Source organism: Thalassospira sp. ER-Se-21-Dark, assembly GCF_017922435.1.
Taxonomy (GTDB): Bacteria; Pseudomonadota; Alphaproteobacteria; order Rhodospirillales; family Thalassospiraceae; genus Thalassospira.
This window is the reverse complement of the sequence record NZ_VDEZ01000001.1, coordinates 634,950-654,871: the sequence shown is the minus strand read 5'-3', so window position 1 is coordinate 654,871 and position 19,922 is coordinate 634,950. Positions and strand designations below refer to the sequence as shown.

General features: G+C 54.8%; 21 protein-coding genes. 14 read left to right on the top strand and 7 right to left on the bottom strand.

Annotated features, from left to right (window positions below; all coding sequences use genetic code 11):
• Positions 1 to 6 precede the first annotated feature (6 nt).
• The 4 genes from FHI25_RS02880 (at position 7) to FHI25_RS02865 (ending at position 4,660) form a co-directional block, all read left to right on the top strand.
• Positions 7 to 1,080: a branched-chain amino acid ABC transporter permease gene (locus FHI25_RS02880; RefSeq protein WP_008889238.1), complete on the top strand. Its 1,074-nt coding sequence runs from the start codon at positions 7 to 9 to the stop codon at positions 1,078 to 1,080.
• Positions 1,081 to 1,186: 106 nt separating this feature from the next.
• A complete protein-coding gene (locus FHI25_RS02875; protein WP_064779813.1) occupies positions 1,187 to 2,431 on the top strand; it encodes an ABC transporter substrate-binding protein in 1,245 nt (414 codons plus the stop codon).
• A 152-nt stretch (positions 2,432 to 2,583) separates the two neighbouring features.
• Positions 2,584 to 3,366 (top strand): ABC transporter ATP-binding protein, encoded by a 783-nt coding sequence (locus FHI25_RS02870; RefSeq protein WP_008889240.1) that lies wholly within the window; start codon positions 2,584 to 2,586, stop codon positions 3,364 to 3,366.
• Positions 3,367 to 3,424: 58 nt separating this feature from the next.
• On the top strand, positions 3,425 to 4,660 hold the full coding sequence (locus tag FHI25_RS02865) for an AMP-binding protein (protein ID WP_210514948.1): 1,236 nt from the start codon (positions 3,425 to 3,427) through the stop codon (positions 4,658 to 4,660).
• 79 nt (positions 4,661 to 4,739) lie between these two features.
• Here FHI25_RS02865 and FHI25_RS02860 read toward each other — a convergent pair whose 3' ends face one another.
• The gene (locus FHI25_RS02860) at positions 4,740 to 6,014 is read right to left on the bottom strand and encodes a permease (RefSeq protein WP_210514945.1); all 1,275 of its coding nucleotides are present in this window, start codon (positions 6,012 to 6,014) and stop codon (positions 4,740 to 4,742) included.
• Positions 6,015 to 6,146: 132 nt separating this feature from the next.
• Between FHI25_RS02860 and FHI25_RS02855 the strand changes: the two genes are divergently transcribed.
• From FHI25_RS02855 to FHI25_RS02820, 8 genes are all read left to right on the top strand, one after another.
• Positions 6,147 to 7,352 carry an MFS transporter gene (locus FHI25_RS02855; protein ID WP_210514942.1) on the top strand — a complete coding sequence of 402 codons (1,206 nt, stop codon included), beginning with the start codon at positions 6,147 to 6,149 and terminating at the stop codon, positions 7,350 to 7,352.
• A gap of 180 nt (positions 7,353 to 7,532) precedes the next feature.
• Positions 7,533 to 10,406, top strand: coding sequence for a monovalent cation/H+ antiporter subunit A (locus FHI25_RS02850; RefSeq protein WP_210514939.1), 2,874 nt, complete (start codon positions 7,533 to 7,535; stop codon positions 10,404 to 10,406).
• Between the two features lies 1 nt (position 10,407).
• Positions 10,408 to 10,764, top strand: a complete 357-nt coding sequence (locus tag FHI25_RS02845) for a Na+/H+ antiporter subunit C (protein WP_064779809.1) — start codon at positions 10,408 to 10,410, stop codon at positions 10,762 to 10,764.
• A complete protein-coding gene (locus tag FHI25_RS02840; RefSeq protein WP_210514936.1) occupies positions 10,764 to 12,296 on the top strand; it encodes a monovalent cation/H+ antiporter subunit D in 1,533 nt (510 codons plus the stop codon). The genes FHI25_RS02845 and FHI25_RS02840 overlap by 1 nt, the downstream gene beginning before the upstream one ends.
• Positions 12,297 to 12,313: 17 nt before the next feature.
• Positions 12,314 to 12,805, top strand: coding sequence for a Na+/H+ antiporter subunit E (locus tag FHI25_RS02835; protein ID WP_210514933.1), 492 nt, complete (start codon positions 12,314 to 12,316; stop codon positions 12,803 to 12,805).
• The gene (locus FHI25_RS02830; protein ID WP_063088598.1) at positions 12,802 to 13,071 is read left to right on the top strand and encodes a K+/H+ antiporter subunit F; all 270 of its coding nucleotides are present in this window, start codon (positions 12,802 to 12,804) and stop codon (positions 13,069 to 13,071) included. The genes FHI25_RS02835 and FHI25_RS02830 overlap by 4 nt, the downstream gene beginning before the upstream one ends.
• 12 nt (positions 13,072 to 13,083) lie before the next feature.
• Positions 13,084 to 13,488, top strand: a complete 405-nt coding sequence (locus FHI25_RS02825) for a Na+/H+ antiporter subunit G (protein WP_064779806.1) — start codon at positions 13,084 to 13,086, stop codon at positions 13,486 to 13,488.
• A gap of 132 nt (positions 13,489 to 13,620) precedes the next feature.
• Positions 13,621 to 14,244 (top strand): ribonuclease HII, encoded by a 624-nt coding sequence (locus FHI25_RS02820; protein ID WP_210514930.1) that lies wholly within the window; start codon positions 13,621 to 13,623, stop codon positions 14,242 to 14,244.
• Positions 14,245 to 14,267: 23 nt separating this feature from the next.
• Here FHI25_RS02820 and FHI25_RS02815 read toward each other — a convergent pair whose 3' ends face one another.
• Complete coding sequence (locus tag FHI25_RS02815) at positions 14,268 to 15,050, bottom strand: acyl-ACP thioesterase domain-containing protein (RefSeq protein ID WP_210514927.1); 783 nt, start codon at positions 15,048 to 15,050, stop codon at positions 14,268 to 14,270.
• A gap of 133 nt (positions 15,051 to 15,183) precedes the next feature.
• Here FHI25_RS02815 and FHI25_RS02810 point away from each other — a divergent pair, with 133 nt between their 5' ends.
• Positions 15,184 to 15,789 carry a TetR/AcrR family transcriptional regulator gene (locus FHI25_RS02810; protein WP_210514925.1) on the top strand — a complete coding sequence of 202 codons (606 nt, stop codon included), beginning with the start codon at positions 15,184 to 15,186 and terminating at the stop codon, positions 15,787 to 15,789.
• A 36-nt stretch (positions 15,790 to 15,825) separates the two neighbouring features.
• Here the strand turns inward: FHI25_RS02810 and arfB are convergent, their stop codons facing one another.
• Entirely contained in the window at positions 15,826 to 16,242 is a 417-nt protein-coding gene (arfB, locus tag FHI25_RS02805; protein WP_210514922.1) for an alternative ribosome rescue aminoacyl-tRNA hydrolase ArfB, read from the bottom strand.
• 149 nt (positions 16,243 to 16,391) lie between these two features.
• Here arfB and FHI25_RS02800 point away from each other — a divergent pair, with 149 nt between their 5' ends.
• Positions 16,392 to 16,796, top strand: coding sequence for a YbaN family protein (locus FHI25_RS02800; RefSeq protein ID WP_210514919.1), 405 nt, complete (start codon positions 16,392 to 16,394; stop codon positions 16,794 to 16,796).
• A 21-nt stretch (positions 16,797 to 16,817) separates the two neighbouring features.
• Here FHI25_RS02800 and FHI25_RS02795 read toward each other — a convergent pair whose 3' ends face one another.
• The 4 genes from FHI25_RS02795 to FHI25_RS02780 are packed head-to-tail and all read right to left on the bottom strand — an operon-like array spanning position 16,818 to position 19,868.
• The gene (locus FHI25_RS02795; RefSeq protein WP_064779803.1) at positions 16,818 to 17,201 is read right to left on the bottom strand and encodes a MerR family DNA-binding transcriptional regulator; all 384 of its coding nucleotides are present in this window, start codon (positions 17,199 to 17,201) and stop codon (positions 16,818 to 16,820) included.
• A 38-nt stretch (positions 17,202 to 17,239) separates the two neighbouring features.
• Complete coding sequence (locus FHI25_RS02790; RefSeq protein ID WP_210514916.1) at positions 17,240 to 18,859, bottom strand: ATP-binding protein; 1,620 nt, start codon at positions 18,857 to 18,859, stop codon at positions 17,240 to 17,242.
• Between the two features lie 14 nt (positions 18,860 to 18,873).
• On the bottom strand, positions 18,874 to 19,497 hold the full coding sequence (locus FHI25_RS02785) for a chemotaxis protein CheC (RefSeq protein WP_210514913.1): 624 nt from the start codon (positions 19,495 to 19,497) through the stop codon (positions 18,874 to 18,876).
• Positions 19,494 to 19,868 carry a response regulator gene (locus FHI25_RS02780; protein ID WP_246878870.1) on the bottom strand — a complete coding sequence of 125 codons (375 nt, stop codon included), beginning with the start codon at positions 19,866 to 19,868 and terminating at the stop codon, positions 19,494 to 19,496. Before FHI25_RS02780 ends, FHI25_RS02785 begins: the two co-directional genes overlap by 4 nt.
• Positions 19,869 to 19,922 lie beyond the last annotated feature (54 nt).

The following is a 19,922-nucleotide window of genomic DNA, read 5'->3' as shown; positions in this document are numbered from 1 at the left end:
TATACTATGGCTGGATTTTCTATACGTCCTTGCGGTGACTTCCGGACCACCTATCGTCAGGATACCCGCATCTTTGATACGACCTATATCCGTAACGCCGCGATCCTTGGCATCTTTGCCGTCGCCATGATCCCGTTTGTTCTGGATGGCTATTACGTCAACCTGTTCATTCAGATCTCATACTTCGCGATTGCCGCATTGGGCTTGAATATTCTGGTCGGCTTTACCGGGCAGATTTCATTGGGCCACGCTGCCTTCTTTGGCTTTGGTGCCTTTGCATCGGCCTGGATCAACAACACAACCGGCATTCCTGTCCTGTTGTCGATCCCGCTGGCCGGTCTGATGACCGCAGCGGTTGGCATGCTGTTTGGGTTGCCAGCGGCCCGCATCAAGGGGCTTTATCTGGCGATTGCGACACTGGCAGCCCAGTTCATCCTCGAAGATTTCTTTGCCCGGGCCGAATGGTTTACCGGTGGGTCTTATGGCGCGGCTGCCAATCCGGTCAATGTGTTTGGCTATGAAGTTCTGGATGATTTTAGCTTCTTCTATGTCTGCCTGTTCTTCCTGGTGGTGATGTATCTGCTGGGCACCAACCTGATGCGGACCCGTGATGGTCGTGCCTTTGTCGCGGTACGTGACCATTATCTTTCGGCTGAAATCATGGGGATCAACCTCACGAAATATCGCCTGATGAGCTTTGCCATTTCGTCTTTCTATGCCGGTGTCGGTGGGGCGATGTATGGCCACTATCTGGGCTTTGTCTCGGCCGAGGGCTTTACCATTCTGCTGTCGATCCAGTTCCTGGGCATGATCATCATCGGTGGTCTTGGTTCCGTCAAAGGGACCTTGATGGGCACGGTGTTCATGGTTTTGTTGCCCGAAGTCATGGAAACCGGTGTCAGCGCACTGAGCGTTTTTGAATGGGCCAATTCGACGGCTGTGACCGACGGGCTGGCCTATATCAAGGAGATGGCAATTGGTCTGGCCATCATCCTGTTCCTGATCTTTGAGCCGGATGGGCTTGCCCATCGCTGGCAACAGATCAGGGCGTACTGGAAGCTTTATCCCTTCTCGTACTGACTAAAACCCCGAACCCGGCCCGCTTACAAAAAAACAAAAGGGCCGGGACAAAAACGGGGCGACCGGGAGGCTTACTTTAGTGAAAACGTCCAAGGGAGACGTCGTTATGAAAAGATTGATTGCTGCGACCGCGATGGTCGCAACGGGGCTGTCGTTCTCGGCAGCACAAGCAGATGACGATATGGTATTTGTCGGCCATCTGATGGACATTACCGGTGCCACCGGCTTTATCGGCAAGTTCTATGCCGATGGTGTGCGCGATGCGCTGTCTTACATCAACACCCATGGCGGTATTGATGGCACGGTTCTGGATTCTGAATCTGTTGACTATGCCTACAAGGTTCCGCAGGCGATTGCGAACTACAAGAAATGGCGTTCGCGCAACGACATGGTTGCGATGCAGGGCTGGGGCACAGGCGATACCGAAGCCCTGATCAGCTTCGTTGCCAAGGATGAAGTACCGGTCTATTCCGCATCTTATTCCGGTCACCTGACCGACCCGACGGGCAAAAACCCGAAAACCGCCAAACCGGCACCTTATAACTTCTTCTATGGTGCGTCCTATTCCGATGCCTGCCGTGCGCTGGTTCAGTGGGCCGCAGAAGACTGGAAACAGTCCGGTGGTTCGGGCAAGCCGGTCTTCTCGCATATTGGCGATAACCACCCTTATCCGAACGCCCCGAAGGAAGCCTGTGCGGAATACGCAACCGAGCTTGGCTTTGAAGTAACCGCACCGGTGGTTGTTTCGATGAAGCCGGGTGACTTCAAGGCGCAGTGCCTGACCCTTAAGGAAGCCGGGACCAACTATGGCTACCTTGGTAACCTTGGCCCCTCGGTTGTGTCGCTGGTGAAATCCTGTGACACGGTTGGTGCCACCCCGAAATGGCTCGCCAACATCTGGGCTGGTGACTACGAGACCCTTAAAACCATTGGCGATGTCGAAAACTACATCTTCCCGGCGATGACCAGCTTCTGGACTGATGAAGGTGTTCCGGGCATGGATCTGGTGCGCGAAATCTCCAAGATGTCGGATCGCTCTGGCGAAGAGTTCCGCACCCATCACTATATCCGTGGCATTTGTTCTGCCTATTACATGAAAGAAGCCATGGAATGGGCCAAGAACAATGGCGGCATCACCGGCGCGAACATCAAGGCAGGCATGTATGCCCGCCAGAACTGGGTGCCGGCCGGTCTTGAAGGCGTTTGCATGGAAGCAACCTGGACCGCCGAAGACCATCGCGGCATCAACACCGTCAATATCTATAACGGTAGCGCCAAGGGCGGCGAAGCAACGGTCGAAAAAGTAACGACTGTAACGCTGCCGCGTCGTGACGACTGGCTTGGTTACTAAGACCATCCAGTAAGACGAATGTCTCCCAGACTGTTCGGAGGCAGGGCATAAGACGCAAGATGCCCTGTCTCCGACAGCTGGAGATCACAAGAAGATCATTCGAAAGGGACACCATGGCAGAGCCCGCCCGCAAAATCGAAACCGCCGAACCGATGCTGTCGGTCAACAATATTGAAGTCGTCTATGACGAGGTGATTCTGGTCCTGCGTGGCGTCTCGCTTGAGGTTCCGCAAGGCAAGATCGTTACCCTTCTTGGCCCGAACGGGGCTGGTAAATCCACGACGCTCAAGGCGATTTCGGGTTTGCTGAAAACCGAGGACGGCGAAGTTACCCGTGGTGACATCAGCTTCATGGGCAACCAGATTGCCAATGGCAATCCCGAGGATATCGTGCGCTCCGGCCTGTTTCAGGTTATGGAAGGCCGCCGTATCATCGAGGATATGACCTGCATCGAAAACCTGCGTCTGGGCGCCTATACGCGCAAGGACAACAAGGTCAAAGACGATATTGAAATGGTCTTTGAATATTTCCCGCGCCTTAAGGAACGTACCGGACTTGCCGGTTACCTTTCAGGTGGGGAGCAACAGATGCTGGCGATTGGCCGTGCGCTTATGGCGCGGCCCAAAATGATCTTGCTTGATGAGCCGTCAATGGGCTTGTCGCCGCTTCTGGTCAAGGAAGTGTTCGGGATTATTGAAAAGATCAACCGCGAACAGGGCATCACCATGCTCATTGTTGAACAGAACGCCAACTTTGCGCTTAAGGTTGCCGACTATGGTTACATCATGGAAAGCGGTAAGGTTGTTCTGGATGGCACCCGTGACGAGCTTCTGAATAACGAGGACGTTAAGGAGTTCTATCTTGGCGGCGGGTCTGAAGAACGCAAAAGTTTCAAGAACATCAAGTCCTACAAGCGCCGCAAACGTTGGCTCTAGGATTAAAACACCGATCCCGTGTATCGGTGTGGTGGACGCCTTTGAATGAAAGTCGGGTATGATGCTTAAAACTTATTATGACGAGCGCGAAACGCGAACTCCCGGAAGCCGCGAGGCCGGCTTGATGGCAGCGCTGCCGCGCATTCTGCATCATGCTAAGTCACAATCGAAGGCTTATGGTCGACTGTTGGCCGATATCGAGCCGCAAAAAATCACCACCCGCGAGGCGCTGGCGAAACTGCCGCTGACCCGCAAGTCGGATCTGATTGATGCACAGGCCAAAGAACCGCCGCTTGCGGGTCTGAATGCAACGCCAATCCCGGCGATGGCGCGCCTGTTCCAAAGCCCGGGGCCGATTTATGACCCACAGGGCAAGGGCGATGACTGGTGGCGGATGGGCCGTGCGTTCTTTGCCGCTGGGTTCCGCCCCGGCGATATTGTTCATAATTGCCTGTCCTACCACCTGACACCGGGTGGCTTTATCTTTGACAGTGGCGCACGTGCCTGCGGGTGTGTTGTCGTTCCGGCCGGAGTTGGGCAAAGCGAAGCACAGGTCAAGGCAATCAGCGACCTTAAACCAACCGGATATAGCGGTACACCATCCTTCCTGAAGATCCTGATCGAAAAGGCTGAGGAACTCGGTGCGGATATTTCATCGATCAAGCGCGCACTTGTCTCGGGCGAAGCATTGCCAGAAAGTCTGCGGTCGTGGTTTGCCGAACGCGATATCGCCATGCTGCAATGCTATGCCAGTGCCGACCTTGGCCTGATTGCCTATGAAAGCGATGCCAAGGACGGCATGATTGTTGCCGAAGACATCATTCTTGAAATCGTCCGTCCGGGCACGGGTGAGCCGGTGGCAGAGGGCGAGGTTGGCGAAGTCGTCGTCACCACGCTTAATATGGACTATCCGCTGATCCGGTTTGCAACCGGCGACTTGTCGGCAATTGCCGAGGGTGAAAGCGCCTGTGGTCGCACAAACCATCGTATCAAGGGCTGGATGGGGCGTGCCGATCAGACCACCAAGATCAAGGGCATGTTTGTTCATCCGCAACAGATCGGTGAAATCGTCAAACGTCATGGCGACATTGCCAAGGCGCGGCTTGTCGTTACCCGCGAAAACGATAACGACGTCATGACCCTGACCTGCGAGGGTATTGATGACGGCCAGATTGATGCGATTGCCGAAACGCTTGCCAGTGTTTGCAAGCTGCGCGGGACGGTTTTGGCCGCAGATGTTGGCAGTCTGCCCAATGACGGCAAAGTGATTGATGATCAGCGTGATCTGACCTGATTAAGTTAACTGACTTAGTATTTCATTCCCGCTCGGGAAACCTGTGCCGCTCGGCTTTGCCGGCGGCACTTTTTTTCTTTTAGATCAAACTGGTTGCCTTAAGTACTAGGCCACCTGCAAGCAGCGTAAGTGCGGTCCCGACAATCACGTTTTTGAGGGAAAGCAAAGACCCGTCGCCATGGTCGTGATCATGATCGTGATCATGACCGTGGTTGTGGTCGTGGCCACCATGATCATGCTCGTGGTCATGCTGTGCTGCCTTTTGGCCTTCGCGGCGGAGCCACAGCAAGATGCCGATCAGCCCAAAGGCCGCGATATTCAGGAACAGCGTATAATTGACGCCAAAGGCACTGACCTCGGCGATGTCGCGGCTGCTTTCGGGCAGTGCGCCAAGTGCGACAAAGGCATAGTGCAGCACAAGGGCAGTGGCGACGATACTGGCATACATGACCCCCGCGATATAAAGCGCAGTTTTCCAGCCATAATACCGGGCATTGACCTTGACCAGTGGCGGGACCATCAGGTCCGAATAGATAAAGCCCATAATCCCGGCAAAGCTGACACCCCCGGCACTAAGAACTGTCGCCAATGGAATGTTACCCATCGAGCCGATAAAGGTCGCGGCCGCGACAAATGGTGCCACAAGGGCGTTTTCAAGAACGGTCAGGAACGGCAAATCTGCCGCCTTACCGGTGCCGTCCCCGGCAAGGAACAAGGTCTGCCAGAATTCGGCCGGGACAAAGACCGCAATAAAGCCGGCAATCGTGAAGCCGATCAGGATTTCACGCCAGACCATCTGCCATTCCATGACAAAGCGGTTACCAACCTGCTGCCAGCCTTGCTTGGACTTGATGCGTTTCTTCCAGTCGAAGTCGTCTTCTTCGCTGCCGGTTTCCGCGTCGGCATGTTGCTTGGCGGCTTCAATCATCTCCTTGGGATATGTCACACGGATCAGAACAGCAGAAATCGCAATCATCAGGATACCCCCAATGATTTCGGCGGCCAGAAACTGCCACCCCAGAAACAGGAAGATCAGAACGCCAAGTTCAATGACCAAGTTGGTCGATGCGAACATGAAGGCGACAGTGGCAATGAAATGTGCACCTTTCTGGAACAAGGATCGTGCCGCCGAAAGGGCCGCAAACGAGCATGAACTTGATATCGCGCCAAACAGACCGGCAAGCGAAACACTACCGATCCCGGCATCGCCCATATGTGCAGTCAGGCGGTTCTTGGGGACGAAAACCTGAATCGCGGCACTGATGGCGTAACCAAGCACAAACGCCCACAGTGCGTTCCAGAAGAAACCAAGTGCGGTCATGACGCCGTTTGAATATTGATCAAGCAAATCCATTGTGACCTTCCTGCCATTTCAGGTGTCGGGGTACTGTTGAAACGGCTGGAAAGGTGAACTGTTCCAAGATAGGCATTCGACAACATCTGTGTATGATGGCCGAAATGCTAAAAATGCTGCGGGGGAAGCACGGTGCGTACGGGCAAGACTTTTGCCGTTTCCATGATCACGATCTGCCAGTTGATGGCGCTTGCGCTGTGGTTTTCGGCCACAGCGGTGCTGCCGCAATTGCGCAGTGAGTTTGGTATTGGGGCGCTGCAATCTTCATTATTTACCAGTGTAGTTTTGCTGGGTTTTGTTCTGGGAACTGTAACCAGTGCGATCCTGGGTCTGGCGGATCGTATCGAGCCCCGGCGGTTTTGGGCGGCATCGGCGATGATTGCCGCGACTGCCAATATCCTGATCCTCGTTGTTCCGGTTGACGGTATTGTCGTGATCCTACTGCGGTTGATCACGGGCGTTTGCATGGCCGGGATTTATCCGATTGGCATGAAGATGGTGGCAACCTGGTCACGCGGGGATACCGGTTTCTTGGTCGGGCTTTTGGTCGGGGCGCTGACCATGGGGTCTGCGATGCCGCACCTGTTTGCTGTTGCGGTGCCCTTGGACTGGCGATACGTGATCATGACTGCCAGTGTGACCGCCTATATCGCGGCGATTGCCATCCTTTTTGTGCATCTGGGCGGGACACCGGGACGTTCCCCACGGTTTGATCCCAAAATGGTTGGCAAGATCTGGGCAAACAAGCCGCTGCGCCATGCCTGCTATGGCTATTTTGGGCATATGTGGGAACTGTATGCCATGTGGGGCTGGATCGGATTGTTCCTGTATGGCGCGTTTTCGGATCGTGTGATGGATAATCCCGGTGTCTGGTCCGCACTTTCGACCTTTGCCATTGTTGGCATCGGTGCGTTCGGATCCTTGGCCGGGGGATATTATGCTGACCGGATTGGTAGGACGACAGTGACGATTGCCGCCATGATCGTTAGTGGTGCCTGTGCGTTGGTTGCCGGTGGGTTATCCGATGCCCCGATTATACTTCTTATTGTGGTCTGCATCGTTTGGGGGATCTCCGTGATCGCGGATTCCGCGCAATTCTCGTCCTGCGTCATTGAACTGGCTGACCCGCATCAAGTCGGCACGGCATTAACCCTGCAAAATGCCATCGGGTTCCTGATTGCACTTGTTTCCATCCATCTTGTACCGGTTGTCGCCGATCAGACAGGTTGGTGGGGGGCGTTTGCCATGTTGGCTGTCGGGCCTGTTTTGGGAACGATTGCCATGGTCAGACTGCGCATGATGCCAGAGGCGATACAGCTCGCAGGCGGTAAAAAGTAAGGTTTGCCCGCTATAATTGCAATCTTTGGTGATCGGCTTCACTTGACAGCAGGGTGTTAAAAAGCTGCGCTGTTTGGGTTTTCTTGACCATTATCAGTACTAATATTAACTTCTGGCGGAATTTTCTTGCTGTCTCGCGTTCGGGGCGATGCGGCGAATATCCAAAAATAAGGGTCTTTCATGAGTCTCACCCTCATTGTTTTGCTTCCCTTCATTGGGGCGGTCTTACCCGCCATAATGATCAGGGCCGGGCGCAATGCTTGTGCCACAGCGACCGGTTCTGTCACGCTGCTTGCCCTGATCTTGCTGATGGCAAAGGCCCCGGCGGTCATTGCCGGCGAGGTATTTCAGGTCAGTTACAGTTGGCTTCCGGAACTGGGTCTGAATGTGACCTTCTTCCTGGACGGGCTCGGGTTGCTATTTGCGACCCTGATCCTGGGTATCGGTCTTCTGATTATCATCTATGCGCGGTTCTATCTTTCCAAGGACGACCCGATGGGCAGGTTCTATGTGTTCCTGCTGTTGTTCCAGGGGGCCATGGTCGGCATCGTTCTTTCCGATAATATCCTGCTGCTGTTGATTTTCTGGGAACTGACGTCGCTGTCTTCGTTCCTGCTGATCGGGTACTGGAAACATTTGCCTGAAGGCCGTCAGGGCGCGCGCATGGCGCTTGCCGTGACCGGTGCTGGTGGTTTGGCAATGATTGCCGGGATGCTTATCCTTGGCGATATTGTCGGGTCTTATGATCTGACCGTGATCTTGCAGAACGCCGATCTGATCCAGGCATCGCCGATGTATTTGCCAGCCTTGATCCTGATTTTGCTGGGTTGCTTTACCAAATCGGCACAATTCCCGTTCCATTTCTGGCTGCCGCATGCGATGGCGGCACCGACGCCGGTTTCGGCCTATCTGCACTCGGCCACAATGGTGAAGGCGGGCATCTTCCTGATGGCGCGTATGTGGCCGGTTCTGTCGGGCACGCCGGAATGGTTCTATATCGTTGCGACCGCTGGTCTGGTGACCATGGTGCTGGGCGCATGGATTGCGATCTTCAAGCACGACCTTAAGGGGCTTCTGGCATATTCGACCGTCAGCCACCTTGGCCTTGTCACCATGTTGCTTGGTTTCGGGACGCCGATGGCGGCCGTTGCCGGGGTGTTTCACATCATCAACCACGCGACCTTCAAGGCGGCCCTGTTTATGACGGCCGGTATCATCGATCATGAAACCGGAACCCGCGATATCCGTCGTTTTGGCGGGTTGCTGAACCTGATGCCGATTGCAGGCACCATCGGGATTATCACCGCTGCCTCGATGGCCGGTATCATTCCGCTCAATGGTTTCATTTCCAAGGAGATGATGCTGGAAGAAGCATGGCACACCATGTGGCTGGATCAGAACTGGGTGGTTCCGCTTCTGGCGACCGTTGGTGCCCTGTTCTCGGTGGCCTATTCCTTCAGGTTTATTTTCCACGTCTGGCTGGGCAAGCCGCGTGATGAAAACTTGCCGCATCATCCGCATGACCCGCCCTTTGGTATGTGGGCACCGCCCGCATTGCTGACGGTTCTGGTGGTTCTGATCGGCCTGTTCCCGTCAGCCATCGCCGGGCCACTGGTCGCTGCGACCGCAGGGGCCGTTATCGGTGGTGAATTGCCGGAATATCACCTGTCAGTCTGGCATGGTCTGACACCGGCCCTTGGCATGAGTGTGATTGCCCTGATTGGTGGATCGCTTTTGCTGATGCGCCACGGTGGCCTGATGTCGGCAACCGCCAACCTGTCGCGGCCCGATGCCAAGGCAATGTTTGATTGCGGTATGGCCAAGGCCGTCGCGCTCAGCCGACTGGTTTCGGACAATCTGCATAACGGGTCATTGCAGCGTTATCTTGCAATCACGATCATCGGTTCCATCGGGATCGGGCTTTCGGGCTTCTTCGCGCAGCCGGACTTCCAGTCGGGCACGCGTGAGCTTCTTGAAGTCTCGCCGCCTGCTGCCATTGGCTGGTTGTTGCTGGTTGTGACATGTATTGCATCGGTCTTTATGCATCACAACCGTTTGCTGACCTTGCTTCTGGTTGGTGTGGTTGGCCTGATTGTATCGCTTGGCTTTATCTATCTTTCCGCACCGGATCTTGCACTGACGCAGATTTCGGTCGAGGTGGTGACAGTCATTCTGATGTTGCTCGCGCTTAACATCCTGCCCAAGGAAACGCCGAAGGAAAGCCTGCCGGGCCGCAAGATGCGTGACGGTATTGTTTCGATTGCGGCGGGTCTTGGGGTTGGTGGTGCGATTTGGGCGATTATGACCCGCGATCTGCCAAACACAATCTCGTCCTATCATCTGGCGAACTCGAAAACCGAAGGTGGTGGCACCAACGTTGTGAACGTCATCCTCGTTGACTTCCGTGGGTTTGATACCTTTGGCGAGATTATCGTTCTGGGGATTGCGGCACTTTCGATCTTTGCACTGATTGAAACCGTGACCCAGGGTGAGGCGGCCAAACGTCTGGCCAACTGGGTTGTCAGCAACCGTCGCTCGGCGGATCGTCACCCGATGATGATGGTGGTGGCAACGCGTGTGATGTTGCCGCTGTCTCTGATGGTGGGTGTTTACATCTTCCTGCGCGGTCACAATGAACCGGGCGGTGGCTTTATCGCTGGTCTGGTCGTGTCGGTTGCGCTGGTCATGCAGTATATGGCGTCGGGCTTTGGCTGGACCCAGAACCGCATGAAGGTCAATTACCATGGCATGATCGGTCTTGGCGTGATTGCCGCGGCGATTACCGGTGTCTCAGCCTGGGTTGCCGGGCTACCGTTCCTGACCAGCGGGTTTGTTCATGTTCACCTGCCGATCGTTGGCGAGTTTGAACTGGCATCGGCCATGGGCTTTGACCTTGGCGTCTTCCTGACCGTGGTCGGGGCGGTGATGCTCGCCCTTGCCAAACTTTCGCAGGTCGAACGTATGGCCGAACATGTCGAAATAAATACCGAGCCGATGGACCACGATCCGTCGTCGTCGGCAGCACCGGCGGCAACGCCGGGCAAGGAGGCCTGATATGGAATTTCTTGTCGCAAGCAGTATTGGGCTTCTGACCACGTGCGGGACTTATTTGTTGCTGCGCGGGCGAACCTTCCCGGTGGTTGTTGGCTTGGCCCTGCTGTCCTATGCGGTGAACGTCTTCCTGTTCGCCATGGGACGTCTGACCATCAACATGCCGCCGATCCTGCGTGAGGGTGTCACCGAATATACCGATCCGCTGCCACAGGCACTTGTCCTGACGGCAATTGTGATTTCGTTCGGTATGACGGCACTGATCGTTGTTTTGTCGATCCGGACTTTCCTTGAAATCGGTAATGACCATGTTGACGGTCGTCCGGTTGGCGCGCCATCCGAAGCAGGAGATAAAAACTGATGGGTGACTGGATTGTTGTTCCCATAGTGCTGCCCGCCGTGATGGCCGCCCTGATTGTTCTGGCGGTGCGTCACGACATCATTTTGCAGCGCGTGTTTTCCATCACGGCAACGGTCGCCCTTGTGGCCGTCACACTTTCGCTTCTGGTTTATGCCAGTGGTAACGGCCCGGAAATGTATGCGCTGTCGGATTGGCCGGCACCGTTTGGCATTGTTCTGGTTCTGGATCGTCTTTCGGCGATGATGGTGTTCCTGACATCGCTTCTGGGTCTTGGCGTTGTTCTTTTTGCATCAAGCGAATGGGACCAGCGCGGCAAGCATTTCCATGCCCTGTTCCAGTTCCAGTTGATGGGGGTCAATGGTGCGTTCCTGACCGGTGACATCTTTAACCTGTTCGTGTTCTTCGAAGTTCTGCTGATTGCGTCCTATGGCTTGATGCTGCATGGCGCGGGGGCAGAACGTCTTAAGGCCGGGATGCAATATGTCGTCATCAACCTGACAGGGTCTTCCTTGTTCCTGATTGGTGTCGGCATGATCTATTCCGTCACCGGGACGCTGAACATGGCCGACCTTGCCATTCAGGTGACCAATGTCGCGTCGGGTGATGCGGCCTTGCTTCGTGCCGGGGCGTTGATCCTGCTTTTGGTGTTCTGTGTAAAGGCCGCACTTGTTCCGGTTCACTTCTGGTTACCGGGCACCTATGCCAATGCACCGGCACCGGTGGCCGCCCTGTTTGCCATCATGACCAAGGTCGGGGCCTATTGCGTTCTGCGTGTCTATTCGCTGGCCTTTGGCGATACGGCCGGTGACATGGCATGGCTGGCTGCGCCGTATGTCCTGCCGGCCGCACTGGTGACCCTGGTGCTGGGCATGACCGGGGTTCTGGCGGCAAAACGTCTTAACAGTCTGATCGCCTTTTCGGTGATCGGATCGATGGGGACCTTGTTGATTGCCATCGGGCTGTTTACGCCCGAAGCCATTTCGGCCGGTCTTTATTATATGCTGCATTCGACCTTCTCGGCTGCGGCCCTGTTCCTGATTGCCGATCTTGTGGTGTCACGCCGCGGGCAGTTCGGGGACAGTTTGCATACCGCGCCGCGCTTCCATCAGACCGGTTTTTTGGCTGTTCTGTTCTTTATCGGTGCGATCGGTATGGCCGGGATGCCGCCACTCAGTGGTTTTATCGGTAAACTTCAGATCCTTGATGCGGCACGCGACAGCGATGCCATGGTCTGGATCTGGTCGATTATTCTGGTGACGTCACTGATGTGTATCGTCGGCTTTGGTCGGGCGGGCAGTGTACTGTTCTGGAAAAGTGCCTCCGTCGACGGCGAAATAACGGTCGAAGGTGCGAAATGGCCGGTTCTGCCGATCATTGCCAGTTGCGGTATGGTCGGTGGCCTGATTGCGCTGACCATCTTTGCCGGACCGATCACCGAGTATCTGAACGGCGTTGCGGCACAGTTGTTTGATACGTCGCATTACATCGAAGCGGTGCTGGGCGCAAACGCCCTGTCACTGGTCGGTCAATAAGGGGAGAGGATAGAAAGATGATAAAACGTTATCTGCCCCATCCGCTTTTGACGCTTGTGCTGCTTGTTGTCTGGGTCTTCCTGGTCAATGAAGTCTCGGCCGGTGCTGTGATCTTTGGGCTTGTTCTTGCGATCATCATTCCGCTGATCACGGCCAGTTTCTGGCAGGATCGACCGCGCTTGCGCAACGTTTATGGGATCTGTGAGTACGGACTGATTGTGCTGTGGGACATTCTGGTGGCGAATGTGATCGTGGCGGGGTTGATCCTGTTTCGCAAAACCGAAAGCCTGGAATCAAAGTCGGTTGTTGTGCCGCTTGATCTGACTTCGCCAGAGGCGATCACAACACTTGCCGGTACGATCACCATGACGCCGGGAACCGTGACGATTGATCTGAGTGCCGATGCCAAAAGCCTGCTTGTGCATTGCTTGCACGCACCCGATCCGCAGAGCGTGGTGGACGATATCAAGAACCGCTACGAACGCCGTCTGAAGGAGATTTTCGAATGATCGATTATGCACTGAATTTCGGCTTTATCTGCGTTGCGCTGGCTCTTCTGATGAACCTGTATCGTTTGACCGTCGGGCCGACCACGGCAGACCGGGTGCTGGCCGTTGATACCATGGCGATCAATGCCATTGCCCTTCTGGTGCTGTACGGGATTGGCAAGGCAACCGCGATGTATTTCGAAGGGGCATTGCTGTTTGCGATGTTCGGGTTTGTTTCAACCGTGGCCTATTGCAAGTTCGTCTTGCGCGGCGACATCATCGAATAAGGGAGCGTAACGATGCCGTTTGTTGTTGAACTCATCATTTCGCTTCTGATCGTGATCGGCGGGCTGTTCTTGCTGGTTGGGTCGTTCGGGATGATCAAATTGCGTGATCTTCTGCCGCGCCTGCATGCACCGACCAAGGCCAGTACGGTGGGGCTTGGTGGTGTCTTGATTGCGTCGATGCTGTTCTTCTGGATCGAACGCGGTAAATTCACCATTCACGAATTGCTGATTACGCTGTTTATCTTCCTGACAGCGCCGATCACCGCAAACTTGATCGCCAAGGCGTACATGTTGCTGAATGTTGATCCGAACAAGGAACTGCCGCCCAGCAAACAGAATGAAGGTTGGGCAACCTTTGATCCGATCGGACCAGAGGGGTATGACCCCAGCGAAGAATATCAGGAAAAGGAAACCTGAAAGGGTCAGGACCTTTGATGAATTCAAGCGGCACCGGGAAACCGGTGCCGTTTTTGTTTTTTTAGGGTGTGTTGCCTGCGTGCATCCCAGTTGCTAAGACGAAGGACAGAGAGGGACGGGACAGAGATCGCCATGCCGGATTTTTCCATCGAAGATCAGTATCAGGGCCGTATTGCCGGGATCGACGAGGTCGGTCGCGGGCCGCTGGCTGGTCCGGTCGTAGCGGCGGCGGTTATCCTGCCACGCGATGAACGCCTTCCGGTGGAACTGCTGTCTGAGCTTAATGATTCCAAGAAACTCTCGGTCAAGAAACGTGATCACCTTTACGGCGTCATCATGAACTGTGCCGAAGTCGGCATTGGCGCGGCATCCGTGCGCGAGATTGACCAGATCAATATCCTGCAGGCGACCTATGTTGCCATGCGCCGTGCTGTCAGTCGCCTTGGGGCTTTGCCCGATCAGGCACTGGTTGATGGCAATCGCGACCCCGGTTTGCCCTGTGCGGTGGAGACGGTGGTGAAAGGCGATAGCAAGTCGCTTTCTGTTGCCGCGGCATCAATCGTTGCCAAGGTCGTGCGTGACCGCGCCATGGCCCGCTTGGCCGCGCGATACCCGTTCTTTGGCTGGGAAGGTAATGCCGGGTATGGCGTCAAAAAACATATGGCGGGACTGGGTGAGGTGGGCCCAACCGCCCATCACCGCAAAAGCTTCAAGCCGATTGCCGATTTGTTTGATGCGATGATGGATGGCCGCTAGGTCCGCTTCCACGGCATTTGGGCCTAGGCCACGGCGGTCTGGTTAAACGGCACGATATGGGCACGCACCAGATCGGTGCCATCTTCTTCGCGGGTGATGGCGGCAAAGCCATCCGCATGACGAATGGCGACACGTTCCTGCACACGGCATTCACTGCGAAACTGAATATCCAGACTTTCCGGGTGAAAATCCGGTTGACTGTCCGGACCCGCAACCCCCATGACCCATTGCATCAGGCGCACATTGTTGACGTGTCCATACAGATCAAGATCGGACGGCCGTGCCTTGATATTATCAATGGTCGGCAAAGGATCGGTGGTAAAGGCCGGTCGCAAAGGGGGCTCGATCAATTTGGGGCCGGGCGGATCGGGCAGGCGTTCGGCCACCCAATCGGGCCACTGGGCCGCACGACGGGTGCCAAGGTCAAACATCACCCAGAAACTTTGCGCGACACCGATGATGTCGCCCTTGCTATTGGTCAGGCGAAAGTCACGGGTGGCGACCCGGCGTGATACCCCCGACGGCCATGTTTCAATCAGGATATCCTCGCCATTTCCCGGATAGTCGCGCATATGAATGACCATGCGCGCCAGAACCCATGCAATGCCCTGATCGACCGTATCATCATAGGCCAGTTTCAGGATACGCGCGCCCCAGCCGGCAGCATCCTGCATATAGTCGGCCAAAGCAGACATCATGACCTTGCCATTGTGGCCGATCTCGAAATAACGAACGCGATAGGTTCCCTTCCACCCGCAATTGGCGGGCAATTCGGCGATTAATATCCGCTTCCAGTCGATGATCATGATGGGGCCTTTTTGTGGGGCAGGATGATCGGTGTGTTACTGTAATTTAAACAATCAATAGTGTTTACTTAAATTGGCTGTGATAGAATTGCGTGCACGGGTATTCTGTGGCGGTGTCGGCAGGAAACGGCAAATGCAAGGGGAAACAGTGGCAAGAGCCTATACCAAGACCAAGCGTGCAAGCAAGGAACGGGAAACGCACACGCGGATCATAAGCGCGGCATTGGCGCTTTATGAATCAGCTGGGCCGTCCGCCACAACAATCAGTGCGGTGGCAGAAACGGCATCCGTGCAACGTTTGACGGTCTATCGGCATTTCCCGCAGGAAACCGATCTTCTGACAAAGTCACTTGCCGTTTGGTTCGAACAAAATCCCATGCCGGACCCGGTTGACTGGCGCGACGATGTTTCGCCTGAAAACTGGCCGATTGCCATCCTGAGCATGCTTTACAGTTACTACACCGACACAGCCCGGTTCTGGTCATCTGTTCTTGCGGATCGCATCAGGCTGCCGGAACTCGATAATGTTCTGATGGCATATGATACCCGACTGCGCGAAATGCAGTCAGACATCCTGATGCATTTGCCGGAACAAAGACGGCAGAGCATGCTGTGCCGGTCTGTTGTTCTTCACGCGGTCCAGTTCTCGACATGGCAAAGCCTTGCGGCAAATGATCTTGATACTGTCGAGCTTGCGGCATTGATGGAAGACTGGATACAACGCTGCCCGGTTGGATAACGCGCATCCTTTAATTTGATATACATAAATGTATATTCAATATCCGGGTTTTTGTCGCATCTTCTTGGTGTCGCCGCGCTTCTTTTTGGAATCGACGCGTTTGCGTTTGGCAGAAAGACTGGGGCGGGTTTTGACCCGGTATTTTTTGCGTTCGGCGGCCTTGCGTAAAAGTGCCAGAAAACGGTCGATCGCATCCTGCTTGTTGCGTTCCTGGGTACGGTGGCGCTGCGCGTCAAAAATGATTTCGCCGTCATTGGTCAATTTGCTGCCGGCAAGTTCCCGCAGGCGATTGCGCACATGCATTGGCAATTCGGTCAGGTCATCAATGCGCACACGCATCTGAACAGCACTTGAAACCTTATTGACGTTCTGCCCGCCTGGGCCGGAGGCACGGACAAACTGAAAACTCAGATGGCGTTCATCCAGATAGAGGCCATTTTCAATTTCAAGCATGGGAAACCGTGCAGATTGTCGAACTGTTTCAAGGTGATCAATTAACTGAGTGTAATGGTCGGCGATTGATTGAATTTGCTGATTTCTATGCCTACATTAAGCTCTGCTTTAACCTGTCAGGGGTCGGGCTGACTGTAAACAGGAAATCAATGCTGCGCGTCTCGCATATCTATCTGGCCCTTGGGTGGCTTTCTGTTGGTCTTGGTGTGATCGGTATTTTCCTGCCGCTTTTGCCAACGACACCCTTCATGCTGTTGGCCGCTTGGCTGTTTGCCAAGGGATCGCCGCGCCTGCATGACTGGATATGCAATCATCCGCGTTTCGGAACCTCGATCCGTCAATGGAACGAGTATGGCGTGATCAATCGCCGTGCCAAAACCCTTGCCATGGTGGCGTTTCTGGTGGTGATTACGGCGTCGTTGGTGCTGATCGAGAACCGCTGGGTGGCGTTTATTCAGCTTCTGGTCGCCATTCCTGTTAGCTGTTTTATCCTGTCCCGCCCTTCGGAAGCCCAGTTGGTCAAGGTGCAGAACCCAACAGGTAGCAGTCAATAACGCTGGCAAAGGGCAGGGCTCTTAGCCCGCCTTCTTGCGCGACAGTTCTTCCTGACAAGTTTCTTCAAGCTTGTCGAGTTCATCAAGCGTTGCGTCAATGTCTTCGCGCTGCTTGCGCAGTGTCGCGCGGCGTTCATTGACCTTGTCGACCAGTGTGGTCAGCTGGGTGATCTCGCTGCGATCGCCGTCATAAAGATCCAGCAAATCGCGAATTTCCTTTAGTGAAAATCCAAGCCGCTTGCCACGCATGATCAGGCGCAGGCGCACACGGTCACGCTGGCTATAGATCCGGGTCTGACCTTGCCGTTCGGGCGAAATCAGTTCCTGATCCTCGTAAAAGCGGATGGTTCGGGTGGTGACTTCGAATTCGCGGGCAAGATCGGTGATGGTGTAGCTGTCGCTCATGGGGGCTCAATCATCTTTACGCTTACGTAAACTGAAAGCTACATGCTTTCGGATGCGGCGACAATCGACAATTCTTTTGGCAGCTCGACACAAAAGGTGCTGCCCTGGCCGGGCTTGCTTGTGACATCGATACCGCCACCATGTCGGTCGACGATCTTTTTACAGATCGCAAGGCCAATTCCCGTCCCGGCATAATCCCCATAGCCATGCAGGCGCTTGAAGATTTCAAAGATGGTTTCGTGATATTGCGGGTCGATGCCGATCCCGTTATCGGCGACAAAGATCCGATAGCTGTCTGGTGTTTCCGATGCGAAAATCCGGACCTGACCGTTTTTCGGATCACTGTATTTAAGTCCATTTGACACCAGGTTCTGGAACAACAAAAGCAACTGGCTTGCGTCCCCCATGACGGTCGGCAGGTGGCCTTCGCGGATGATGTTGCCTTCGGGGGTGGAACCGGCACGCCTGAAATTGGTGACAATGGCATCAAACAGATTGTCGAGCGGGACGGGATTGAACGGTTTGCCGTGGCGCCCAACCCGCGACAGGGTTAGGAGGTCATCAATCATCCGCTGCATGCGTTGCGTGCCATCAACCGCGTAATGAATGAATTCATCGGCTGTTTCGTCGAGTTGTCCCTCATACCGCCGGGCAAGCAACTGCGTGTAGCTTGAAACCATGCGCAACGGTTCCTGCAAGTCATGCGAAGCGGCATAGGCGAACTGTTCGAGTTCCGCGTTCGAGCGTTCAAGTTCCTGCATCGTGCGCTGGATTTCTTTTTCGTGACGTTTGCGCTGGGAAATATCACGCAGCGTAATGATGTAGTGATAACGCTGATCGGCGGAAAAATGGCTGATCGCGACTTCAAGCGGCACATTGCGACCACTGAGCGTGGATGCCAGCACTTCGATCACGCCGGTGCCAAGATCGGTCAAAAGCCGGTTTGGCGGCGGCGGGTTCAGCGGGGTATGTTCGCTATCAGGCAGCAAAAACCGGATGATGTTGCGCAGTTCCGGATCACCCGTTGGGCCGCAAAGCTCCTGCGCGCGGGAATTAAGCGGTTCGATGCTGCCATCGTCAGAAGCGACAAGAATGGCATCGATGGTGTTTTGCAAAATCGCACGTGTGCGGTCTTCGCTGCGTTTGGTTTGTGTCACAAGGTCGGCGAGCTCGGCGGCCTGCTGGCGCAAAAGACGGTCGCGCTGAACAGCCAGTGTAACGTCGCGAATGATCAATGAACAAAGCGTGCCATTCCGCTTGGTCTGGATCGGATGAACACGAATGGATTGCTCCATACGATCAAAACTGGCGGCAAATTGCGGTAGGGGACGAAGCGGCAAGGCACCCTGATTGAGTGAGGGCGAAATGACAGCCGGCATGCCGAATTTCAGGCAATCTTCAATCGCAAGGCTGACACGGCCCAGTTTCGTGTCGGGGAACACATCGTGCAACGCCTTGCCCATCACCTGATCGGCATCCTTGCCCGACCGGCTTTGCATCCATTGGTTCCAATGGCAAATCGTCCCGTCCGTGGCAAGCGCAATCAGCCCTGTATCTGCCGTATCAAGCAGTGCTGCGAAAAGATCAGCAGCATCGCTGTCACGGTTCAGATCAAATGACGGGGGTTGGTCCCCCTTAGCGGATTGCGACTTTGTCATTCACCTCTCACCGGTTATCCAAGGGAGTTGGCCAGAAAACGCCGCACCAGTTCACGCAACATCTGGATGGACTCCAAGTCCATCACAAACAGCACATAGCCATTGATATCGTTCTGACGCAGCATGAACTGTACATGCAGAATCATCAAAACGGGATTCGTTGCAGCGCTGCCCCCTGCAGTGTCATCGTCAAGCAATGCACGCGTTTCGCGTTTGCGAAACGTCGGCATGGAGCAATTGATTGGTTCACCCAGAACGTTCGAAATACTGCCAAGGCAAGCATTGAGGATAATGTTGCCGACCTCCATCAGGGCTTCCTGTTCAAGATCGGTCAGCGTATCAAGTGGTACGTCAACTTTAAGCAAGCTACGCACAAGTTCCAGGCTGCGAACTTCCGGGAAGACAAGCATGGCTTCACCGGTAAACGGTCCATGAAAACTTTGACTGACGGCAGAAACAACTTCGGTCGGGGCGTTGGCCAATTCGCTGTCGGAAAACCGTTCGACAAACGAGATGGCGGGCACGGTCAGTTCAACGGGCTGATCAACCATTTCAGAAAGGGACGACGCGGCACGCCCGACACCAATATTGATCAGTTCACTGATGGTATCATGTTCAAGTTCGGTCAGTTCGATCATCGGGTTGCTTCCCGCGACATGATGTAGTCGCGAATTTTGTTCTCAGTCGGGGGCTTTGCGATGAAATCAAGGCCAAGGTTCTCGGCCTTGTTCTGGATCTCCTGTTGAATATTGGCAGTCAGCAGCGCAATTACAGCCCCGGGGAACCGGCTGCGCAGCTTTTCGCCCAGTTCAAGCCCATCCATGCCCGGCATGTTGAAGTCAACCAGCATGTAGTCATAGGTTTTGGCATCAACCATCTCAAGCGCCTTGGCGCCATCCTCGGCCTCGTCGATTTCCCAATTGGCAAAATTGCTGGAAATGAATGCCTTGACCAGAAGGCGGGCAAACTTGCTGTCATCAACGAGCAATACGGATTTGGTGTTTGGCATTTTCATCTCGATTTTGCGGGGCAGTGGTGGCGAAGCATCGATCAATTGGGTATG